General features: G+C 71.1%; 18 protein-coding genes and 1 pseudogene. 4 read left to right on the top strand and 15 right to left on the bottom strand.

Annotated features, from left to right (window positions below):
- Positions 1-23: 23 nt before the first annotated feature.
- Positions 24-1259, top strand: a complete 1236-nt coding sequence (locus ASPU41_RS12485; protein WP_069951189.1) for a heparan-alpha-glucosaminide N-acetyltransferase domain-containing protein — start codon at positions 24-26, stop codon at positions 1257-1259.
- A gap of 22 nt (positions 1260-1281) precedes the next feature.
- Here the strand turns inward: ASPU41_RS12485 and ASPU41_RS12480 are convergent, their stop codons facing one another.
- The 7 genes from ASPU41_RS12480 to ASPU41_RS12450 all read right to left on the bottom strand — a co-directional run bounded on the left by ASPU41_RS12480 (position 1282) and on the right by ASPU41_RS12450 (position 6980).
- A complete protein-coding gene (locus ASPU41_RS12480) occupies positions 1282-1764 on the bottom strand; it encodes a hypothetical protein (RefSeq protein WP_069951188.1) in 483 nt (160 codons plus the stop codon).
- 5 nt (positions 1765-1769) lie between these two features.
- Complete coding sequence (dapB, locus tag ASPU41_RS12475; RefSeq protein ID WP_069951187.1) at positions 1770-2528, bottom strand: 4-hydroxy-tetrahydrodipicolinate reductase; 759 nt, start codon at positions 2526-2528, stop codon at positions 1770-1772.
- Between the two features lie 98 nt (positions 2529-2626).
- Complete coding sequence (locus ASPU41_RS12470) at positions 2627-3142, bottom strand: molybdenum cofactor biosynthesis protein MoaE (protein WP_069951186.1); 516 nt, start codon at positions 3140-3142, stop codon at positions 2627-2629.
- Positions 3132-3644 (bottom strand): MogA/MoaB family molybdenum cofactor biosynthesis protein, encoded by a 513-nt coding sequence (locus ASPU41_RS12465; protein ID WP_069951185.1) that lies wholly within the window; start codon positions 3642-3644, stop codon positions 3132-3134. The genes ASPU41_RS12470 and ASPU41_RS12465 overlap by 11 nt, the downstream gene beginning before the upstream one ends.
- The gene (gene moaC / locus ASPU41_RS12460) at positions 3641-4144 is read right to left on the bottom strand and encodes a cyclic pyranopterin monophosphate synthase MoaC (protein WP_069951184.1); all 504 of its coding nucleotides are present in this window, start codon (positions 4142-4144) and stop codon (positions 3641-3643) included. Before moaC ends, ASPU41_RS12465 begins: the two co-directional genes overlap by 4 nt.
- Positions 4132-5355: a molybdopterin molybdotransferase MoeA gene (locus ASPU41_RS12455; RefSeq protein ID WP_069951183.1), complete on the bottom strand. Its 1224-nt coding sequence runs from the start codon at positions 5353-5355 to the stop codon at positions 4132-4134. The genes moaC and ASPU41_RS12455 overlap by 13 nt, the downstream gene beginning before the upstream one ends.
- Positions 5356-5444: 89 nt before the next feature.
- Complete coding sequence (locus tag ASPU41_RS12450) at positions 5445-6980, bottom strand: molybdopterin-dependent oxidoreductase (protein WP_069952673.1); 1536 nt, start codon at positions 6978-6980, stop codon at positions 5445-5447.
- 288 nt (positions 6981-7268) lie between these two features.
- Between ASPU41_RS12450 and moaA the strand changes: the two genes are divergently transcribed.
- Together moaA and ASPU41_RS12440 are read left to right on the top strand one after the other, a co-directional pair.
- Positions 7269-8405 (top strand): GTP 3',8-cyclase MoaA, encoded by a 1137-nt coding sequence (gene moaA / locus ASPU41_RS12445; protein WP_197515647.1) that lies wholly within the window; start codon positions 7269-7271, stop codon positions 8403-8405.
- Between the two features lie 7 nt (positions 8406-8412).
- Positions 8413-8679 (top strand): MoaD/ThiS family protein, encoded by a 267-nt coding sequence (locus ASPU41_RS12440; RefSeq protein WP_069951181.1) that lies wholly within the window; start codon positions 8413-8415, stop codon positions 8677-8679.
- A gap of 21 nt (positions 8680-8700) precedes the next feature.
- On the opposite strand, the gene ASPU41_RS12435 is transcribed toward ASPU41_RS12440, so the two are convergent.
- Positions 8701-9837, bottom strand: a complete 1137-nt coding sequence (locus tag ASPU41_RS12435; protein WP_069951180.1) for a helix-turn-helix transcriptional regulator — start codon at positions 9835-9837, stop codon at positions 8701-8703.
- 112 nt (positions 9838-9949) lie between these two features.
- Here ASPU41_RS12435 and ASPU41_RS12430 point away from each other — a divergent pair, with 112 nt between their 5' ends.
- Positions 9950-10231, top strand: a complete 282-nt coding sequence (locus tag ASPU41_RS12430; RefSeq protein ID WP_069951179.1) for a hypothetical protein — start codon at positions 9950-9952, stop codon at positions 10229-10231.
- A 29-nt stretch (positions 10232-10260) separates the two neighbouring features.
- Here the strand turns inward: ASPU41_RS12430 and ASPU41_RS12425 are convergent, their stop codons facing one another.
- The 7 genes and pseudogenes from ASPU41_RS12425 to ASPU41_RS12400 form a co-directional block, all read right to left on the bottom strand.
- Complete coding sequence (locus ASPU41_RS12425; protein ID WP_069951178.1) at positions 10261-11166, bottom strand: alpha/beta hydrolase; 906 nt, start codon at positions 11164-11166, stop codon at positions 10261-10263.
- The gene (locus ASPU41_RS12420) at positions 11163-11834 is read right to left on the bottom strand and encodes a TetR/AcrR family transcriptional regulator (protein ID WP_069951177.1); all 672 of its coding nucleotides are present in this window, start codon (positions 11832-11834) and stop codon (positions 11163-11165) included. Before ASPU41_RS12420 ends, ASPU41_RS12425 begins: the two co-directional genes overlap by 4 nt.
- Positions 11831-13477 (bottom strand): class I adenylate-forming enzyme family protein, encoded by a 1647-nt coding sequence (locus tag ASPU41_RS12415; protein ID WP_083266492.1) that lies wholly within the window; start codon positions 13475-13477, stop codon positions 11831-11833. The genes ASPU41_RS12420 and ASPU41_RS12415 overlap by 4 nt, the downstream gene beginning before the upstream one ends.
- Positions 13474-14715: a branched-chain amino acid ABC transporter permease gene (locus tag ASPU41_RS12410; RefSeq protein WP_083266491.1), complete on the bottom strand. Its 1242-nt coding sequence runs from the start codon at positions 14713-14715 to the stop codon at positions 13474-13476. The genes ASPU41_RS12415 and ASPU41_RS12410 overlap by 4 nt, the downstream gene beginning before the upstream one ends.
- Positions 14712-15647 carry an ABC transporter permease subunit gene (locus tag ASPU41_RS12405; protein ID WP_331712777.1) on the bottom strand — a complete coding sequence of 312 codons (936 nt, stop codon included), beginning with the start codon at positions 15645-15647 and terminating at the stop codon, positions 14712-14714. The genes ASPU41_RS12410 and ASPU41_RS12405 overlap by 4 nt, the downstream gene beginning before the upstream one ends.
- Positions 15645-16076: pseudogene (locus ASPU41_RS23870) on the bottom strand (ATP-binding cassette domain-containing protein); the annotation flags it as partial. The pseudogene ASPU41_RS23870 and the gene ASPU41_RS12405, both read right to left, overlap by 3 nt.
- Complete coding sequence (locus ASPU41_RS12400) at positions 16073-16837, bottom strand: ABC transporter ATP-binding protein (protein ID WP_069951175.1); 765 nt, start codon at positions 16835-16837, stop codon at positions 16073-16075. The pseudogene ASPU41_RS23870 and the gene ASPU41_RS12400, both read right to left, overlap by 4 nt.
- Positions 16838-16908 lie beyond the last annotated feature (71 nt).

The following is a 16908-nucleotide window of genomic DNA, read 5'->3' as shown; positions in this document are numbered from 1 at the left end:
GCCGGTCATGAGACGATCGAACGATGACGCCGCGCGCAACTGCCTCCACTTCCCGGCCCGCTGCGGGCAAAGCGGCCGGGGCGCGGCTGTCTGGCATCGATGCCGCCCGCGGGTTGGCCCTGCTGGGCATGATGGCCACCCATGTCTTCCCCACCTTCGAGTCCGATGCCCAGCTCACCCCCACCTGGGTGGGGCTGGTGTTTTCCGGACGCGCCTCGGCCCTCTTCGCCGTACTCGCCGGCGTCGGACTGGCACTGTCAACCGGAAAACGGCACCCGCTCCAGGGCCCGCCGCTGTGGGCGGCGCGCCGGGGCATCGCCCTCAGGGCCCTGGTGGTGGGCGCCGTGGGCCTCTCCATCGGCGGGCTGGAAGTGAACATCGCCATCATCCTGGTCCACTACGCCGTGCTGTTCCTTTGTGTGCTGCCGTTCCTCGGCCTGGACGCCAAACGCCTGCTGGTGCTTGCCCTCGGCTGGGTGCTGGTGACCCCGGCATTTGCTTTCCTGCTGCGGCCCTGGCTGCTCACCGCCGAGCCTGCCCTGCAGCTGGACCACAACCCCAAGTGGGAGGACCTGTCCACTCCCGCGGTACTCCTCGGCGACCTTTTCCTGACCGGCTACTACCCGGTCCTCCAGTGGATTGCCTATCTGCTGATCGGCCTCGTGATCGGCCGGCTGGCCCTCGCGGCGGCGGGGGCCCCGGTCCTGCTGCTGGCGGCGGGAAGCGTGGTGGCGGTGCTGGCCAAGTGGCTCAGCGTGGTGATGATGGAGGACTGGGGCGGCCGGGCGGCGCTGCAGGCATCACTGCTCAATCCCTCGTATCCGCTGGAGAGCCTCCTGCAGGTCAACCTGGCCGGGGTGGACCAAACCGGTTCCGCGTGGTGGCTTGCCTCCAGCGCCCCGCATTCGGGCACGACCCTGGATCTGCTGCACACCTCGGGCGTGGCGGCCGCCGTCGTCGGTGTCTGCCTGCTGCTGGGCCGGCTGGCCCGGCAGACCGGGCGGGATGTGCTGCTGCCGCTGCGCGGTGCCGGGGCCATGACCCTGAGCTTCTACACGGCCCACCTCTGCGTGATGGCTTCCCTTTACGGCCAGCCGTTGCCGGCCGGGTGGACGGTGGAGGGCGTCTATTGGGCGCAGGCCGTGGCGATCCTGGCCCTGGGCGGCATGTTCGCGGCCCTGGCGTGGCGGGGGCCGCTGGAGTGGGTGGCGCATGCCGCGAACCAGCTCGGCCGCTACCGGCCTGCCCGCGTCCGCTGAGCCCGCGTCCGCTGGCCGCGCCTCAGGTCTGGCGGGATCCGGTCCGGTAGAGCCGGACGGCGTCGCGCATCGAGGCGCGCGCCCGTTTGCGGTCGCCGGCGGCGTCGTAGGCGCAGCTGAGGCGGAACCAGGAGCGCCAGCCCTCCGGCGCAGCCTCCGTCTCGGCACGGTATTTTTCGAATTCAAGGTCCGCAGCTTCACGGATGATGCGCCCGGCGGGGGTGCGCGGCAGATTGTCTTCCGGCAGGCCGCCTTCCGCTTCCAGGATTTTCGCCAGCTTCTCGGTCCGGGCGCCGAAGAGCAGCTCGCGGACCAGGGCCCAGGCGCCGATCACCGGCAGCAGCAGGTACGCCACGCCAATGGCTTTGGCCACCGGGTTGGCGTCCATCATCAGCAGGACCGCGCGCTGGAAAGACACCACGAGGTAGAAAACCAGCAGCAGCGTGACCGCGCCGACCCAGATCTTGGTGCGGTTGGCTTTGAAGGCGGTCAGGACATTGGCCACGGCGCTCAGAGCCCCAGGTCCAGGTAGCTGTCCAGGCCCACGGTGAGGCCCGGGTGGGACACAATGTTGCGCACCCCCACCAGCACGCCAGGCATAAACGAGGCCCGGTCGAAGGAGTCGTGCCGGAAGGTCAGCTGCTCCCCCGGCCCGCCCAGCAGGACTTCCTGGTGCGCCACGAGGCCGCGGAGCCGGACGCTGTGGACGCGGATGCCGTCGACCTCGCAGCCGCGCGCGCCGGGGCGTTCGCTGGTGGTGGCGTCGGGGCTGGCGGGAAGGCCGGCGGCTGCACGCTCGGCGGAGACCAGCTGCGCGGTGCGCACGGCGGTTCCGGACGGGGCATCGACCTTGTCCGGGTGGTGCAGTTCGATGATTTCGACCGATTCGAAGTAGCGCGAGGCCTTGGCCGCGAAGGCGGAGGCGAGCACTGATCCCAGCGCGAAGTTCGGTGCGATCAGGACTCCGACGCCGGGCTGGCCGGCGAGGAGCTCCTCGAGCCGGCCCAGCTTCTCCGCATCCCAGCCGGTCGTACCCACGACGGCGTGCATGCCGTGTTCGACGGCGAAGCGGACGTTCGCTTCGGTGCTCCCGGGGACCGTCAGGTCCACCACGATCCGGGCGCCGGCCTCGACGAGGGTATCCAGGGAATCGTTCCGGCCCAGCGCGGCGACAAGTTTCAGGTCCGCGGCGGCCTCGACGGCCTGCACCGCTTCGGCGCCCATGCGCCCGTTCGCGCCCAGCACGGCGACTGCGAGTTGTTCGATCATGCCATCAACCCTACCGCCGGGGCGGCTGCCCGCCGGAACCGGCAGCCCTGCATGACGGGTCCCGTCGAGGGGCTCCCGCCGGGGCCTTCAAGGCCGGACTATTGCCCCGCGCCGACCCACTCGACCGTGCCGTCGGTGAAGAACTGTTCCTTCCAGACCGGGACCTGCGCCTTGATCCGGTCCACGAGTTCCGAGCAGACCGCGAATGCCTGGCCCCGGTGGGCGGCGGAGACGGCACAGACCAGAGCGGGGTCGCCGATCTCCAGCATCCCGATCCGGTGCGCCACCCAAATCCGCACCGGCTGGTCCGGCGCACGGCCGGTTTCGCCGGCGGTCCCGCCGGCTTCGCTGTCGGGACCGCCGGGCTTTCCCCCGGCCGCCTGTTCGGCGACGAGCTGCGCAACGACGTCGGCCATCACCTGGTGCGCCGTCGGGTGCGCGCTGTAGCTGAGCCGCTGGACGGGTTTGCCGCCGTCGTGGTTCCGGACCACGCCGCTGAAGCTGACCACCGCGCCCGCGGTGTCCGATTCGACCGCGGCGATGGCCTGGTCCACGGAGATGGGCTCCGCGCTCAGCACCGCGGTCACCACTTCAAAGGTTGATTCAGTGGCCATGGCTGCCTTCCAGCTGGTCGCACAGGTGTCCCAGGATGGGGTCCAGCACGCTGAGGCCGTCCATGACGCCCTTCGGGGACCCGGGAAGGTTGACGATGAAGGTCTGGCCGGCGGCGCCGGCGTGTCCCCGGCTGAGCATCGCGGTGGGGGTCTTGGCGGTCCCGGCGCTGCGGATGCCCTCCATGATCCCCGGGATCTCGCGGTCCAGCAGGGGAATGGTCTGCTCCGGGGTGACGTCGGTGGGGCTGAGGCCGGTGCCGCCGCTGGTGATGATGACCGCCGGTGCCTGGGTCAGGAGCGCGCGCAGCGCGGCGCCCACGGCCTCGCCGTCCGGGACCACCATGGCCGGGAACGGTTCGAAGCCGTGTTCGGTGAGCCAGTCGATGATGACGGGACCGGTCAGGTCCTCATAGATTCCGGCCGCGGCCCGGGTGGAGGCGATCACGACGCCGGCCTTTCGCCCCGTGGCTTCGCCGTGCCGGTGTGGTTCGGGCATGCTCATCGTGTCCAGTCCCCGCTCTTGCCGCCGCTTTTGGCCAGCACTTTGATGTCAGTGAGCACCGCGTGTTTGTCCACGGCCTTGATCATGTCGTACACGCTGAGGGCGGCGACGGAGGCGGCGGTCAGCGCCTCCATTTCGACGCCGGTGACCCCGAGGGTCTTGACCGTCGCGAACACGGTGACCGAGTCGGCGTCGAGCTCGAAGTCGATGGTGACCTTGGCAAGCGGCAGCGGGTGGCACAGCGGGATCAGGTCCGGGGTCTTCTTGGCGGCCATAATGCCGGCGACCCGGGCGACGGCGAGGGCGTCGCCCTTGGGCAGGTCTCCCGCGCCGAGCAGGGCCAGGACCTCGGCGGTGCTGCGGACGGTGGCGGTGGCGGTGGCCTCGCGGGTGCTCTCCGCCTTGTTGGACACATCCACCATCTGGGCCGTGCCGTCCTGCCGGAGATGGGTCAGGCCTGGGTTTCCCGTTGCGGGATTTGCTTCGTTCACAGCATCCATACTTCCACCTCGGAGCCCTCGGCGAGCGCGGCAATTCCTTCCGGCACCTGGATCAGGGCATTGGAGTGCGCCAGGGCACTGACCAGGTGGGAGCCGGCGCCGCCTTCCAGCCGTACGGTGCCGTCCGGCAGGACCGTGCCGCGCCGGACCTGGTGCTTGCCCGCCGGGGACGTCAGCGTCCCTGCCAGCCGCGCCCTGGCCACCGGACGCGGCGCCGGCGAGCCGAAGAGGTCTCCGAGCGCGGGCCGGAGGAACATTTCGAAGGAAACCAGGCAGCTGACCGGGTTCCCCGGGAACCCGAGGACCGGGACGCCGTCGAAGGAGCCGATGCCCTGCGGGCCTCCGGGCTGCATGGCCACACCGAAGAAGTCGACGCTGTGGCCCTCCATCGCCTGCCGGACCACCTCGTATGCTCCCTTGCTGACCCCGCCGGTGGTGACGATCAGGTCCACGTCCCCGGTGTGCCGGCGCAGCAGGCCGGCGAGTTCCTCCGGTCGGTCCGTGGAGATCCCGGTGCGGGTGACGTCGAGTCCGGCCTGGCGCATGGATGACTCCAGCAGGGTGGCGTTGGAGTCGTAGATCTTGCCTGGGCCCAGCGGGCTGCCCGGCTCCACGACCTCGTCCCCGGTGGTGACCAGCAGGACCCGCAGCGCACGGTAGACAGGCACTTCGGTGAATCCCAGGGCGGCCAGGAGTCCCAGCTGGCCCGGTCCCAGGAACGTTCCGGCGGCGAGGGCAGGTTCGCCGGTGCGGATGTCGCTGCCCGCGTCGCGGACGTAGTTCCCGGCCGGCACGGCGGGCAGCCGGACCGTGGCCGGCACGCCGGGCGGGGGGAAGACCGCCGGGACGGCCTGCTCGATCGGCACGACGGCGTCCGCCCCGGGCGGCAGCATGGCGCCGGTCATGATCGGTGCGGCTGTCCCGGGGGCCAGCTCCGCTGGCGCGGCACCGGCCGGAACCGGGGCCACAACGCGCAGCCCGGCACCCCCGTCGGGTACGTCGGCGCTGCGGATGGCGAAGCCGTCCATCTGCGAATTCGCGAAAGGCGGCAGGTCCAGCGGAGCCACCACGTCCGCCGCGAGTCCGCGGCCCAGCGCCGCGAGGAGCGGAAGCCGCTCAATCCGGTCCGGGGTGCGGAGCGGGGCCAGCAGCTTGCGGACCGACTCGCGGTGCGCTTCCACGGTGACGTGCCGTGCCTGGGTGCGGTGCATGCGTTGTGACCCCTCGTCTTAAGCCATCGGGTTAACTCGCCGGCCGGCCCCCTGGCCCGGCGTGGTGGCCCGCGTGGTGGCCCGGGCCGTTAGGATTTCACGTCCACTCTAACCGTGTGGAAGCCGGTGGCCCCGCTGGGCGCCACCGCCGCGCGGTCCTCCACCTGCGCGGCGCCGTTGAGGTCCGTGGCGCGGACCTGGACCTCGTACTGGCCGGGGGTCAGCGGCAGCTCCAGTTTCCACTGGTACCAGGTGTCTTTGGAGATCCCGGCGGCCAGCTCCGCCTGCTGCCACGCCCCGCGGTTGACCCGGAGCTCCACCCGCCCGATCCCGGTGTGCTGGGCCCAGGCGACCCCGCCGAAAGCCACCGTCCCGGCGCCCACGGGGCGGCGGTCGCGGGGCACGTCGATGCGGGAGGAGGTCTTGATCGGCCCCCGCTCGCTCCAGCCGCGGGGCGTCCAGTATCCGACATCGTCCGCGAAGCGTGTCACCTTGAGCCCGGTGACCCACTTGGTCGCCGACACGTAGCCGTAGAGACCGGGGACGACCAGCCGGACCGGGAAGCCGTGCTCCAACGGCAAGGGTTCACCGTTCATGCCGACGGCCAGCAGCGCGTCCCGGCTGTCGGTCAGCACCTCCAGCGGGGTGCCGGCGGTCCAGCCGTCCGTGCTGCGCGACAGGACCATGTCCGCACCGTCCCGCGGGCCGGCCAGGGCCAGCAGTTCCCGGACCGGCCAGCCGAGCCAGCGGGCGTTGCCGATCAGGTCCCCGCCCACCTCATTGGAGACGCAGGCGATGGTGATGTGCCGTTCGATCAGGGGTTTGGCCAGCAGCGCGGCGAAGTCCAGTGAGACCTCCTTCTCCACCAGCCCGGTGACCTTCAGGGTCCACTGGCCCGGCTCCACGACCGGGACGCGCAGCGCGGTGTCAATCCGGTAGAAGTCCCTGTTCGGCGTCACCAGCGGGCCCACACTCTCCAGCCGGACCTCGGCTCCGGCCGGGATCGGCGGAGCCGGTGACGCCGGCGCGGGGAGCGCCAGCTTGCTGCGCAGTTCACTCACGACGGCGGCGGCGCCCCGGAACGTCGCGGCCAGCGCGCCGGCGGCCACGGCGAGGGCGGCCGTTCCACCGAGCGCCTGGAAAAACCGGCGGCGCGACGGAGGCTGCGCTGACCGGGAAGGAAGCTGCGCTTCGGGGCCGGGACCTGCGGGGGGCGGTCCGGCTTCGGCGGGCCACTCCCCCAGCCGGCGGACCAGCCACCGCAGCAGGACCATGCCCACGAGGGCGGCGAGCAGCGGGACCGGCACCGCGATCACGGTCAGTTCGGTCCGGCCCAGCACGGCCACCAGCCCCACCACCCCGAAGATGGCGATGATGGCGGCCCCGGCGAAGCGGCGCCGCAGCTCCACTATTCCGGACACGGCGGCCAGCGCGGCGATGAGCAGGCCCATCCCGGTCAGCAGGGCCATCTTGTCCCCCGTACCGAAGAGCGCAATGGCCCAGTCCTTGACGCCCGGCGGGACGACGTCGATCACGGCGCCGCCGACAGCGGTCACCGGGGACAGCGAGGGGCTCACGAGACCTGCCACGAGTTCCCCGAGGGCAAGCCCCGTTCCCACGGCCACAATGCCGGCCGCCGCCGCCCGGCCGGCCGCCTGCCGGTCCGGACTTCGCGGCTCAGGGTTCTCCGGCCCCGGGTTCTCCGGCTCAGGGTTACGCGGCCGGGCGCTCCGCCGGCCGGGCCGCCGGGTGGCGGCAGGAGTGCCTGGCTGCCCCTGCTGGGAGGTGTTCACTCCTCCAGCATAGGTTTGTGCCGGTCCGGCGGCGACGTCCCTTCGCCACCGGGGTGCCGCCGGCGGAATCGCTGGCCCGGCCGCTGTGATACCGGTGCCGAGGTGGCGTAGCCTGACATTATGAGTGTTCAGCTTGGTATGCCCCAGCCCCGCGCGGATGACGGCCCCGGCGCGGGCACTTCCGGAGCGCCGTTGCCCGGGCGCCCGGCCGGAATGCCCGCCGGCCTGGTTGACCGCTACGGCCGCCGTGCGACCGATATGCGGCTGTCCCTGACCGACAAATGCAATCTGCGCTGCACCTACTGCATGCCGGCCGAGGGCCTGGCGTGGCTGTCCAAGCAGGCCGTGATGTCGGCGGAGGAAATTGTCCGGATTGTCCGGATCGGCGTTGACATGCTGGGCGTGCGCGAACTGCGGCTCACCGGCGGCGAACCGCTGGTCCGGGCCGACCTGCTGGACATCATTTCGGCGCTCCGCCACGCCCACCCCGACCTGCCGATCTCGATGACCACAAACGCCGTCGGGCTGGACAAAAAAGCTGCCGGGCTCAAGACTGCCGGACTGTCCCGGATCAACGTCTCGCTGGACTCGCTCCATGAGGAAACCTTCACCCAGCTGACCCGCCGCCCCTTCCTGAACAAGGTCCTGGCCGGCGTGGACGCTGCCTGGGCCGCCGGGCTGGGCCCGGTAAAACTCAACGCCGTACTGATGCGCGGCATCAACGACGTCGAGTCCCCCGCGCTGCTGGCCTGGGCGCTGGACCGCGGCTACGAACTGCGCTTCATCGAGCAAATGCCGCTCGACGCCGACCACGGCTGGACCCGCCGGAACATGATCACCGCCGCGGAGATCCGTGAACTGCTCTCCGTCGACTACGTGCTCAGCGCTGACCCGCGGGACCGCGACGGCGCCCCGGCGGAACGCTTTGAGGTACGGGCCCGGGTGCCCGGCACGGCCGAGGCGGCCGGCCCGGTGCTGGGAACCGTGGGGATCATCGCCTCCGTGACCGAGCCGTTTTGCTCCGACTGCCGCCGCACCCGGATCACGGCCGAGGGCAAGATCATGAGCTGCCTGTTCTCCCGTGAGGAAGTGGACCTGCTGGGGCTGCTCCGCGAGGGCGCCAGCGACGAACAGCTCGCCGAGCGCTGGCAGGACGCCATGTGGATCAAACCCAAGGCCCACGGTATGGACCACGTCGGACTGGACGCCCCGGACTTCGTCCAGCCGGACCGCAGCATGAGCGCCATCGGAGGCTGAACCACCCGTGAACGTACGATACTTCGCTGCCGCGCGCGCTGCCGCCGGCGTCGAGGAGGAGCGCTTTGACCTCCCCGCTGACGCCACCGTCGACTCACTGCTCGAAGCGATCCTCGCCGTCGAGCGCCCCGAACCCCCGGCCGGGACGCCGCCGCTGGCGCGCCTGCTGTCCCGGAGCAGCTTCCTGCTCAACGAGGTGGCGGTGCGGAACCGTGCGGCCGCGCTCCGGCCGGACGACGTCGTGGACGTGCTGCCGCCGTTCGCCGGCGGCTAGCCGGACCGGCTTCCGCGCCCGTTACCGCCGGCCCGTTGCCGGGCCCGCCTCCGGCGGCGCCGCCGCGGTGCCCAGGGCCAGGCCCAGCAGCGCGCTCCGGCTCCGGACGCCGCAGGCAGCGAAGACGGCCTTGAACTGGTCCTGCACGGTGTAGGGGCTGATCCGCAGCGCCGCGGCCAGCTCCGCCGTGCTGAGTCCGCCGGCGGTGAGCCCCAGCAGCCGGTGCTGCTGCGGTGTCAGGGCGAAGCAGCGGGCAAACACTTCAAGCCGCTCCGCCGCGGGGCATTCCTGGATGGTCACCGCGAGCGGAGCCGTTGTTCCCGTCCGGCCGTCTTCCATCCGGGTGGAGCGCAGCAGCGCCCACGCGCCGAGGCCGACGGGGACCCGCGACATGGCGGGGTGCGGGTCCACTCCGGCTTCCCTCGCCAGCAGCTGGGCGGCGACATTCAGGACCTCCGCCGGTATCCCCTCATGCGGCCGGGGACCGCGCTGCAGCAGCCCCAGCCAGTCACCGGCCGAGGCGGTCTGTCCCACCACGGCCAGCCGCTCGTCCAGGGTCAGCACCGCCTGCGGCGGCAGCGGCTTCCGGACAGTTGGCCACGCGCCGCCGGGCCCCTCCGTGTCCCGCCGGCACTGGGCCGCCCGGCTGCGCCGGAGGCCGGCCGCCACCAGCGGCGCGGCGGCGGCGAGGTAATCGGTTTCCGGTTCGGAGAACGTGCCTTCATCCCCCGCCCGCCACAGGTCCAGCCAGCCCCAGCAGCCATGCTTGTCAGCGAAAACCGTCGACAGCACATCCGTCACCCGGTAGCGGGACAGCAGCGCGCTCCACAGCGGACTGCGTGCCGGACGGCCGCCGGTCTCCATCAGCAGGGTCGTGGCCGGCCGGCGCAAGCCGATGAGGGCGGTCCAGCGGCAGGCCGGTGTCAGGTACTTGAGCCGGATCAGCTCCGGCAGCTCCTCCGGACAGGGGATCCTGGCCATCGGCGCGATGCCGGTGGCCGATTCGGGGTCCGCCAGCGGCCAGGCGAACGCGCTGAACGGCACCATCCGGCCCAGTTCAGCAAGCACTCCCCGGCGCAGTTCCTTGTCCTCGGGCACGTCCCGGCAGAGTTGCCCGATGCGTTCCAGGCTCCGGCTCAGCGCCCAGCTGGTGGTCATGAATTCAGTATGCGCCGGCACCAGATTTCTGGGATACCACCCGCCGGCCCGCCGCGCCTAGCGTGGAACATCCCCACAGCCAGTGGGAAAGTGACCGGAAGGAATGAGTGCGATGTATACGCTGCAGATCGAGCACGGGATCAAGGATTTTGGCCTCTGGAAGGCCGCGTTCGACCGTGACCCGGTCAACCGCGCGGCGTCGGGGGTGACCGCGCACCGGATCAGCCGGCCGGTGGAGGATCCGCACTATGTGGTGGTCGAACTCGATTTTGAGCGGCGCGACCAGGCCGAGGCGCTGCTGGCCAAGCTCCAGGCGAACGTCTGGACGTCCTCCGCCGCGGCCCCGGCCCTCCGGGGCGCGCCGAAGACCCGGATCCTGGAGTCCGCCGCCTGACACTGACGCACCAGCGGCCGTGACGGAGGTCAGGCGACCGCCAGCGCCTCCCGCACGGTTCCCGCGACGGCGGCGGCCCCCGCCGCACCCATGACAATCGTGTAGTGGTTGACGTCCGGGATCTCGCGCACGGTCAGGGTGGCCAGCTTCTCCGCCCAGGCGTCCAGATAGCCGGGCGCGTACAGGCCGCCGGGTTCGTTGAGCAGGCCGCGCGGCGCGCGCAGCACCAGTGTGTCCACCGCGAGCTCAGCGAGGGCTTTCAGGAGGGAGGCGCCGCGGTGCAGCTCGGCGGTGTCGTCCGCCATCGCCTGGTACCGGGTGGCCGGCCGGAGCACCGGCTCCTCGCCGGTGAGGTCGTAATCCACGTACTCCTCCACGAGCGGGCTCCAGTCCGCGCTGAACGCCGGATGCTGCTTCCAGAAGCTGCGGTACGCCTCCCGGCTGGCGAAGGTGGCGTTCAGGCGCTCGGCGGCGGGACCGAGCACGGCGGCGACGATCTGCTCGTCGCTGAGCCCGGCAGGCACCTGCAGCGGCAGTCCGCCGTCGACCAGCACCAGGGACCGCACCCGCTCCGGGAACAGGTTCGCGAGGACCACCGCGGCGAAGGCGCCCATGGAATGGCCGACGACGACAACGGGGCCGCTGCTGAGCGCAGCCAGCACCGCGGCGAGGTCCTCGGCGTGGGAGGGCATGCCGTAGGGCGCCGGGAGCGCGTTGCTGCACCCGCGGCCGCGCAGGTCCGGGGCGATGATCCTGACCTCCGGCAGGGCCTCCGCCAGCGCCGGCCAGGCCTTGTGGGAGGCGGTGACGCCGTGCACCGCAAGGATGGTCGGGGCGGCCGGATCCTCGGGTCCCCAGAGCGCGGTGTGCAGGGTGCCGCCGCGGACCTGGACCTCGGTGGTCCGGTAACGGGGGTTGCTGGCTGCCTGGTTCATGGGGCTGTCCCTTCCTGGGCCTGAGTCGTTCTGGAAGCGGGGCTGGACGCGGGGCCGGGGGCGAGTGCGCGTTCGATGAACTGCATCATTTCCTCGAAGACCTCCTCCGGGACATCCGGGCGGGCGCCCCGGGCGGGTTCGGCGCCTTCCTCGTCCCACAGCACCCAGCGCATGCCGATCAACTCGCCGATGCCCATCAGCGCCCAGGCCGCCACGGTGGGGTCCATCGCCCGGACTTCGCCGGTGAGCTGCGCGGCTTTGAGCCCCTCGATGTAGCCGTTGACGATCCGGGTGTAGTGCAGCCGCAGCGCCCCGGGTGAGACGAACTCGGCCTGCCGGATGATCCGGTACAGCGCGGGGTGTTCGGCGGTGAACTTGAAGAAGGCCCGGAAGCCGGCGCGTTCGGCCGCGAGCCGGGTTCCGGCGGCACGGGCGGCGTCCGTCATGGCATGCCGGACCCGCCGGTTCAGGTCCTCGACGACCTCGTCGAAGATGGCTTGTTTGCCCTCGAAGTACAGATAGAAAGTGCCGAGCCCGACGCCGGCCTCCTCCGTGATCTTCACGATCGAGGCCTCGTGGTAGCCCACCGAGGCGAACACCGTCTCCGCGGCCTGCAGCAGCTTGGCCCGGGTACGGGTGCCCCTCGCGGTGCGCGGCACGGCACTCACCGCCGTCCCCCGTCCGCGGGCAGCTTGGCCGCGGGCAGGACGGCTGGGGGCAGGCCGGCTGGGGCGCTTTCGTGCCGTCCGTTGAGGGTTCGACCTTCCAGCTGCTGCCGGAGCCGGGCCCGGAGCACCTTGTTCAGCGCCGTGCGGGGCAGCGTACCGACCGTCTCGATCCGGGCGGGAACCTTGAAATGTGCGAGCTGGGCGGCGCAGTGCTCGAGGAGTTCCTGTTCATCGGTGGCCATGCCGGGACGGATCACGACGAAGCCGACCCCGGTTTCGCCCCAGCGCTCGTCCTCCACACCGACGACGGCGGCCTGCGCCACTGCCGGATGGGACAGCAGCGCCGCCTCGACCTCGGCGGGGGCGACGTTTTCGCCGCCGGAAATGTAGATGTCCTTGAGCCGGTCCACCACTCTGACGTAGCCCTCGGCGTCGCGCTCCACCAGGTCGCCGGTCCGCAGCCAGTCCCCGACGAGGACGGCGGCAGTGGCCGCGGGGTCGCGGAAGTAGCCGGCGAAGACCCCCGGCCCGCCCACCAGCAGTTCCCCGGCGGCGGCACCGTCCAGGATGTCCCCGGTCACCGGATCGGCCACCGCGACGGCGACATGCGGGTACGGTTTGCCCGAGTAGCCCACCATCCGGGCGGCATCCTCGTTGGCCAGGCAGAGCACGTTCGGTGACGCCTCGGTCAGTCCGTAGCCCTGGCTCAGGGCTACTCCCCGGCGGTGCCAGATCCGCAGCAGCGGCGCAGGCATCGGCGCGCCGCCGACCACGGCGTGGCGGAGGCTGCCGAGCTGCGCGGCGGCGAAGTCGGGGTGTTCGGCGAGCATCAGGTACTGGGTGGGGACGCCCATAAGCATGGTCACGCCCCGCTCCGCGATCAGCTGCAGGACCCGGCCGGGTTCGAAGCCGCGTTCGAGCACCACGGTGGCGCCGGTCCACCAGGCCAGCAGGGGCTGAATGTTCCAGCCGCCGACGTGGAACTGCGGCAGCACCGCCAGCACCACGTCAGTGCTGCCCAGATCCAGCGTCCGGGACAGTGAAAGGTTCGTCCAGAAACAGTTGGCATGGGTCAGCACCGCGGCTTTGCTTGTTCCCTCGGTGCCGGAGGTGAAGACCATCAGGAGCGGGTCGTCGTCGCGCACCTCCCGGCCTGGCTCAGGCACGGTGTCCGGCATGCGCCGCGACGGCGGGGGGACGGATTTTTCAATGCCGCCGGGGCCCAGCGCCGCGGTCCGGGGCCGGTGCGCGAGCAGCGTGCATGCCCCTGCGGCGAGGGAATCCAGTTCATCCTCGACCAGGAGCAGCTGCGGGTCGGCGAGCCCGAGCTGCGCGGCGAGTTCCCGGGGCGAGAGCCGCCAGGACAGCGGGACCAGGACCAGCCCGGCCTTGGCGCAGGCGAAGAACAGCACCACATGGTCCGAGCTGTTGCCGGTCAGGGTCGCGATCCGGTCCCCGGCGGCGTAGCCGGCGGCCTTCAGGCCGGCGGCGAGGCCCGCTGCCCGGCGTTCCAGCTCGCCGTAGCTCAGGGTGCAGCCGCGGTCGTCGATGGCGATCCGCCGGGGCGTGGCGAGGCTGCGGTCGGTGGTCCAGCGGCCCAGGGTGTGCAGGCCGTCCGCCCGGCAGGTTCCGGTGCTGCTCATGCCGATTCCTCCAGGATCTCGCGGGAGCTCGCTGTGCTTTGACCTCCGGGGGCTGGGCCGCCGGCACTGCTGCCGCCGGCCTCCCCGCCGCGCCGGGTGCGGCGCTGGGCCAGCCGCTGGGCGGTTCCCGTGATGCCGCCCGGCAGGAAAAGCACCACGAGGATGAACAGCGTGCCCAGGATGAACAAGGGTTCCGACAACGGTATCCGCAGGATGTCCGGCAGCGCGTCGATGGCGTCCGAGTTCGCGAGGGTTGTGAGGCGCTGGTCCAGGATGGTGTAGAAGACGCCGCCGATCACGGCGCCCCAGCGGGAGCCGACGCCGCCCAGGACCACCATCACGAGCAGGGTGATGGTCAGGTCGGCAGAGATGGCCCGCGGGACGGCGCCGCTCTGCAGAAGCAGGAACACCATGCCGATGATGCTGACCAGGACGGCGGAGACCACGAAGATCAGCAGCTTCACGAGGTACGGCTGCAGGCCCAGGACGCGGACGCGCAGTTCGTTCTCGCGGACCGCCGCGGCGACGTGGCCGGCGCGGGAGGACTGCACCCAGGTCACGACGATGAAGACGCCCACGAGCACCGCCAGGGCCAGCCAGTACAGGTTGCGGGTGTTGACCACTCCGACGAGGAAGTCGGGCAGGTTGTCGGTGCGCAGCGTGAGGCCCTCGTCTCCGCCGGTGCTGCCCTCCGGGTTGCGGCCTACAACCACCGAACCGGCCTGCGCGAAGGCGAGCGTGACCATGGCGAAGGGGATGCCGCTGACCCGCAGGCTGATGCTGCCCACGACGTGGGCCAGCACGATCACGATCAGCAGGGTCAGGCCCATCGCGGGCAGCAGCGGGAGGTCCAGGTTCTGCAGGATGATTGCCAGCCCGTAGACGCCGGCACCGAAGTACAGCGCATGGCCAAAGGAGAGCAGCCCGGCGACGCCGAGCAGCAGGTGGTAGGTCAGGGCCGCGGCGGCCATCAGCATGCACATGGCCAGCAGCTGCAGTGATCCCGGCGTGTAGGTCGGTCCGGGCAGCACCCCGGGCAGGGACAGGTTCAGCAGCGGCAGCAGGACCAGGAGCACGATTCCGGCGAGCCCGGCGGCGGCGCCGGCGGCCGTCCGGCGGGTCAGACGCGGCCGGGCGGAACCGCCCGGCCGGTCGGCGTCGGCGGTCCGGCGTGTCCCCGCGGGGCCGTCCGCTGTGAGCTCCGTTTCCGGGTTGGTGGCGTCGGTATCGGTGGTCATGAGGTTCTCCCGAGCAGGCCGGAGGGACGGAACAGCAAAACAAGCGCCGGGGCCAGCACCACAACGAAGTCGCCGGTGCCGCCGAGGTAGAAGTTCGCGAACTGCTGCAGGAGGGCGACCGCGACGGCGGCGAGGGCTGCGCCGGTCAGCGAGCCCAGTCCGCCGATCACGGTGACGATGAAGGCGAAGATCAGCAGCGAGCCGCCCAGCATCGGCGAGACGTAGCCGAAGTAGTGCGAGGCCAGGACCCCGCCCAGGCCCGCCGCGGCGCCGCCGATCGTGAAGACCAGGGTGAAGGCCTTCCGGACGTCGATGCCGAGGGCCGTCACCATGGAGCGGTTTTCGACACCGGCCCGGATGATCATGCCGTAGCGGGTGTTTTTCAGGAAGTACACCAGGGCCAGCAGCACCAGGACGGCGGCGATGATGCAGACAAACCGGTCGTTGGGGACGCGGGCGCCCAGGATTTCGGTGGTCTCCTTGAACCAGGCCGGTCCCTGGATGAACACCGGGTCGGTGCCCCAGATGCCGTCGAAGAGGGCAACAGCGGCGAGCGAGAGGCCCACCGTGATGAGGACCTGCTCGATGTGGCGCTGGTACAGGCGGCGGATCAGCACGAACTCGGTGAAGGCGGCAAAAGCGGCTCCGGCCGCGGCCCCGACCAGCAGGCGCTGGGTCAGGTCGGCGTCGTCGAGGAATTCCAGGGCGCTGCCGGTGTGGACCACCCGGCCGCCGGAGAGGACGACGGCTCCCGCGGCGAACTGCCGGACGACGTGCAGGTTCTGCTCGACCAGGAGGATGGGCACGGTCTTCGCTGCTTCGGCGAGGGTCTCGGCGACCTCGGCGACGATTTTCGGGGCCAGTCCCTTGGTGGGTTCGTCGACGAGCAGGATCTTGTTGGTGTTCAGCAGCGCACGCGCCAGCGAGACCATCTGCTGCTGGCCGCCGGACAGGGTCCCGGCCATCTGGGCGGACCGGGCCAGCAGGTCCGGGAAAAGCTCCTCGACAAGCTGGCGCCGCGGTGCGGCGTCGCGTTCGGCGAGCCGGAGGTTTTCCGCGACGGTGAGCTTGGAGAAGACCTCGCGGTCCTCGGGCACGTAGCCCACCCCGCTGCGGATGATCTTGAACGTCGGCTCCTTCTCGATCCGCACGCCGTCGAGCTCCACGGCTCCGGTGCGGTCGATCAGGCCGATGATGGCTTTGATGGTGCTGGTCTTGCCGACGCCGTTGCGGCCCAGCAGCGCGGTGATGCCGGTGGCCGGGACGGTGAAGGAGACGTCCTCCACGACCTGCTGTCCGGCGATGTGCGCATTGAGTCCCTCAATCCTGAGGATGGGTCGGGTTTCGGCTGCGGCGCTCATACGGGTTCTCCCAGGTAGGCACTCTGTACGGTCGGATCCGACATGACGGCCTCCGGGCTGTCCAGGGCGAGCAGGCTGCCGTGGTGCATCACGGCGACGCGGTCCACGAGGCCCAGGACCACGTCCATGTGGTGCTCCACCATCATCACGGTGCAGCCGCGGTCCCGGTGCAGCCGTGCGATGATCGCGGTGAGGGACGGGACGTCCCCCGACGCCACCCCGGCCATTGGCTCGTCCAGGAGCACGACGGCGGGATCGGTCGCCAGCAGCACGGCGATCTCCACCTTGCGCTTCTCGCCGTGCGAGAGGTCACCCGCCGCCGTCGAGAGCTGGCCGGTGAGGCCGACTTCGGCGATGGTGCCGCGGGCAATCCGGCTGGCCTCGTCGGACGCGGAGGGGAAGCGCAGGATGCTGAAGCTGCCGCCGAGTTTCGCCTGGGCGGCGAGCCGGACATTTTCCAGCACGCTGAGCCGGGGAAACAGGTTGGAGGTCTGGAAGGTCCGGCCCAGCCCCGCCTTGGCCCTGCGGTGGATCGGCGCGGCCGTGATCTCCCTGCCGTTCAGCGTGACGCTGCCCGTCGTAGGCCGCATCACACCGGAAATCAGGTCGAACAACGTGGTCTTGCCGGCTCCGTTGGGGCCGATAACGCCGACCATTTCGCCGGTGCCGACGGCGAAACTCACATCCTGGAGGATGCGGGCACCGCCGATCTGCAGGCCGAGGCCGTCCACCGCGAGGGCGGGCAGGGCTGGGGATTTCATTCGGATCCTTCATGGCTCGCTGGAGTCGTGGCTGTCCCGCTGGCGGGCGGCGCTGTGCGGTGTGGTCCAGT

The sequence above is a fragment of the Arthrobacter sp. U41 genome, assembly GCF_001750145.1.
Classification (GTDB): Bacteria; Actinomycetota; Actinomycetes; order Actinomycetales; family Micrococcaceae; genus Arthrobacter.
This window is presented reverse-complemented; position numbering and strand designations above follow the sequence as displayed.